Origin of the sequence: Bacillus sp. JJ1474 (assembly GCF_036965225.1) — a bacterium.
Lineage (GTDB): Bacteria > Bacillota > Bacilli > Bacillales > Cytobacillaceae > Cytobacillus.
In genome coordinates, this window is the sequence record NZ_JBALPC010000279.1 from 1 (window position 1) to 3,496 (window position 3,496).

The 3,496-nt window shown below is 35.7% G+C and carries 3 protein-coding genes and 1 pseudogene; 2 read left to right on the forward strand and 2 right to left on the reverse strand.

Going from position 1 to position 3,496, the window contains the following annotated elements:
- The first annotated feature begins 50 nt into the window (after positions 1-50).
- The gene (locus V7164_RS24480) at positions 51-986 is read left to right on the forward strand and encodes a helix-turn-helix transcriptional regulator (protein WP_335355526.1); all 936 of its coding nucleotides are present in this window, start codon (positions 51-53) and stop codon (positions 984-986) included.
- 80 nt (positions 987-1,066) lie between these two features.
- Here V7164_RS24480 and V7164_RS24485 read toward each other — a convergent pair whose 3' ends face one another.
- Positions 1,067-1,309: a YkuS family protein gene (locus V7164_RS24485; protein ID WP_335347499.1), complete on the reverse strand. Its 243-nt coding sequence runs from the start codon at positions 1,307-1,309 to the stop codon at positions 1,067-1,069.
- 116 nt (positions 1,310-1,425) lie between these two features.
- Here V7164_RS24485 and V7164_RS24490 point away from each other — a divergent pair, with 116 nt between their 5' ends.
- Positions 1,426-1,563, forward strand: coding sequence for a YuzL family protein (locus V7164_RS24490; protein ID WP_335347498.1), 138 nt, complete (start codon positions 1,426-1,428; stop codon positions 1,561-1,563).
- Positions 1,564-1,619: 56 nt separating this feature from the next.
- Here V7164_RS24490 and V7164_RS24495 read toward each other — a convergent pair.
- Positions 1,620-3,224, reverse strand: a pseudogene (locus V7164_RS24495) (ABC-F family ATP-binding cassette domain-containing protein); the annotation flags it as partial.
- Between the last annotated feature and the right edge of the window lie 272 nt (positions 3,225-3,496).

Consider the following 3,496-nt stretch of genomic DNA (forward strand, 5'->3'; position numbering starts at 1 on the left):
AGTTATAACAGTAAAATTTTCCAAAATTCAAAAAAGATAGGGTTGATCAAATGTCTATTCACGATATTTCCTATACGATAGAAGAAGTAGCTTCTTTGTTAAAGGTCTCCAAATTAACTGTATATGATTTAATTAAAAAGAATGAATTAACGTCTTTTCGTGTCGGGAGACAAATGAGAGTGGATTCAAGTGATCTTGAAAGCTATAAAGAAAGAAATAAGAATAAGGGGAATCAGCCAATTATTGATTCGTCTAAAGAAAATCAAGAAATTGTCAATCCTCGCACTTTTGTTATTAGCGGACAAGATATGGCCTTGGATCTGTTTGCCAAGCAGCTGGAAAAAGAAATGCAGGATATTAGACCGCTTCGTTTGTATACAGGCAGCCTAAATAGCCTCATTTCTATGTATAATAACCAATGTGATTTAGTGAGTCTCCACCTATTTGATGGAGATACTGGGACTTACAATATTCCTTACGTAAAAAAAATATTAACAGGGTTTCCGTTTATAGTTATTAATTTCCTTTCAAGATGGGCAGGTCTTTATGTTCAAAAAGGAAACCCTAAAAATATTACTGGCTGGACTGATTTAAATAGGGAGGATATCTCTATCATTAATCGTGAAAAGGGATCGGGAGCACGGGTTCTATTGGATGAACAGCTGCGAATCCATGGTATTCGATCGAAAGAGGTAAATGGCTATCATCTTGAGGAAACAAGCCACTTAACTGTTGCTGGTGCTATTGGGGGAGAAAAGGCTGATATTGGAATAGGAATTGAAAAAGCAGCAAAAATAGTTGGTGTAGATTTCATCCCCTTAATAAAAGAGAGATACGATTTAGTCCTCTTAAAAACGGATGTAAATAGAGAGGTTATTCAAAAAATCAAAGAAATTCTTTCATCCAATGAAATTAAAAAGGAGCTAGGAATGATGGGAGATTATGATTTAAGTGAAACGGGAAAGGTTATTTTTGAAACCTTTTAAATGAAAGAAAGAGGCTGGTCTTAAGCAAAGGCAACAACAATCACCTAAAAGAACAGCCTCTTTTGTATTAACTGAAATAATTATTGTAATCTTTGCTCAACCTGCTGGCAAACCTCATCAGCTGACAGTCCGCTTGCCTCAATAACAGGGGCTTTTGTTACTATGTCATGCATGCCCATAAAGTTATTGTCCATTCCTGTTACTACACAGGCGGAACAATTTTCTGCATCAGCAGCAGACTTTAAGTCCACTACATCATATCCCTTTTCACGAAGTGCATCAGAAACATTCGTTAACGATTGTTCTACCGCAATTTTTTTCATTATTTATTACACCTCCTCCGTTGATAGATTGGCTTTTTTACCTAATTTTTATTCTGTCGTTTTTGGGAATAATTATGCAGGAGAGAAGAAACAGTAAGAAGGGAGGTGAGACCATCATGTCGAAAAGAAAAAAGGATCCATCTAAAGCTGGATTAAGCTCCCCGGAAGTAAAAGGGCAGGGAACAACCAATATAGAAACAGGTGAAAGAACATCTGATTCTACAATTCACAAAAAGAAAAAACAGGATTATTAAAAGGTACATAGTAAAAAACAGGATGGTGCCATTAAGGTTCCATCCTGTCCATAATATTATTTGTACATTTCAGCAACTTGTTTCTGTAATTCAGTGTTCTCTAAATACTCATCATACGTCATTTGCTTATCAACATAGCCATTTGGTGTCAATTCAATAATTCTGTTTGCAATCGTTTGAATAAATTGATGGTCATGAGATGAGAAAATGAGTGAGCCCTTATAATTGATTAACCCATTATTTAAAGCTGTAATTGATTCTAAATCCAAATGGTTTGTTGGTTCATCAAGCAATAGTACGTTCGCGCCGCTTAACATCATTTTTGACAGCATGCAACGAACTTTTTCTCCTCCAGATAGGACACTTGCTTTCTTTAACACTTCTTCGCCTGAGAATAGCATTCTGCCGAGAAATCCTCTTAAGAAGCTTTCACTTTGATCGTTAGGGGAGAATTGACGAAGCCAGTCAACAAGATTTAATTCACTATTTTCAAAGTAGTCAGAGTTGTCCTTTGGAAAATAAGCCTGTGAAGTTGTAACTCCCCATTTATAAGAACCACTATCAGCTTCAAGTTCACCCATTAAAATCTTGAAAAGAGTTGTCTTCGCAAGTTCATTCGTTCCAACAAATGCAATCTTATCATCTTTATTCATAATAAAGCTTACATTATCAAGCACCTTAACACCATCAATTGTCTTACTAATTCCTTCAACACGAAGCAAATCATTTCCAATTTCTCTCTCCGGAGTAAACCCAACATAAGGGTAACGTCTTGAAGATGGCTTAATATCGTCTAAGGAAATCTTATCAAGCAGCTTCTTACGGGAAGTAGCCTGCTTTGATTTAGATGCGTTTGCACTAAAACGGGCAATAAATGCTTGCAGCTCTTTAATTTTTTCTTCTTTCTTTTTGTTTTGATCCGAAGCCATGCGAAGTGCAAGCTGGCTTGATTCATACCAGAAATCATAGTTCCCGACATAAATTTGAATTTTACTGAAATCAAGGTCAGCAATATGTGTACACACTTTATTTAGGAAGTGACGGTCATGGGATACGACAATGACTGTATTTTCAAAGTTAATTAAGAATTCTTCCAACCACTGAATCGCCTTAATGTCCAAGTGGTTTGTTGGCTCATCCAAAAGGAGAACATCTGGTTTGCCAAATAAAGCTTGTGCAAGCAATACCTTTACTTTTTCTCCACCAGAAAGGTCAGCCATTTTTTTCGTGTGCAGGTCTTCACCAATGCCTAATCCTTTTAAAAGAATCGCTGCCTCAGACTCTGCCTCCCAGCCATTAAGCTCAGCAAATTCTCCTTCAAGCTCTGCAGCCTTCATACCATCTTCGTCAGTAAAGTCAGCCTTCATATAGATGGCATCTTTTTCCTGCATGACCTCGTATAGTCTTGCATGTCCCATGATGACTACCTTTAAAGCTTCAAACTCTTCATATTCAAAGTGGTTTTGCTTTAATACGGCTAAACGCTCACCAGGACCTAAATGGACAGTTCCTGTTTGTGATTCAATTTCCCCAGATAAAATCTTTAAAAAAGTTGACTTACCCGCGCCGTTCGCACCGATTAATCCGTAGCAATTTCCAGGTGTAAATTTAATATTAACGTCTTCAAATAGTTTACGATCTCCGTAACGAAGACTTACATTNNACTAACTGTTATCATTTATTTAAATTCCTCCAGAAAACATAATCTATAAAATTATACCACTTTTTTTGAACAATCGCTAATTTCTTTAATAAACAGGGCAGTTTTGACAAGAAAAAAATAAATTAAATTTTACGAAAAAATACAGGAAATGAGCATAAAATATAGAATACATAAAGTAGATCATTTCAGCTAAATTCTATGAAAAAAATTTTAGACTTTTCATAGTTGTTCATAGTTTTTTCATATTTTTCATGTACAATGAACCTATAT

Coding starts and splice junctions, on each gene's coding strand:
- V7164_RS24480 (WP_335355526.1), top strand. CDS start 51: ATGTCTATTCACGATATTTCCTATACGATAGAAGAAGTAGCTTCTTTG.
- V7164_RS24485 (WP_335347499.1), bottom strand. CDS start 1,309: ATGAAAAAAATTGCGGTAGAACAATCGTTAACGAATGTTTCTGATGCA.
- V7164_RS24490 (WP_335347498.1), top strand. CDS start 1,426: ATGTCGAAAAGAAAAAAGGATCCATCTAAAGCTGGATTAAGCTCCCCG.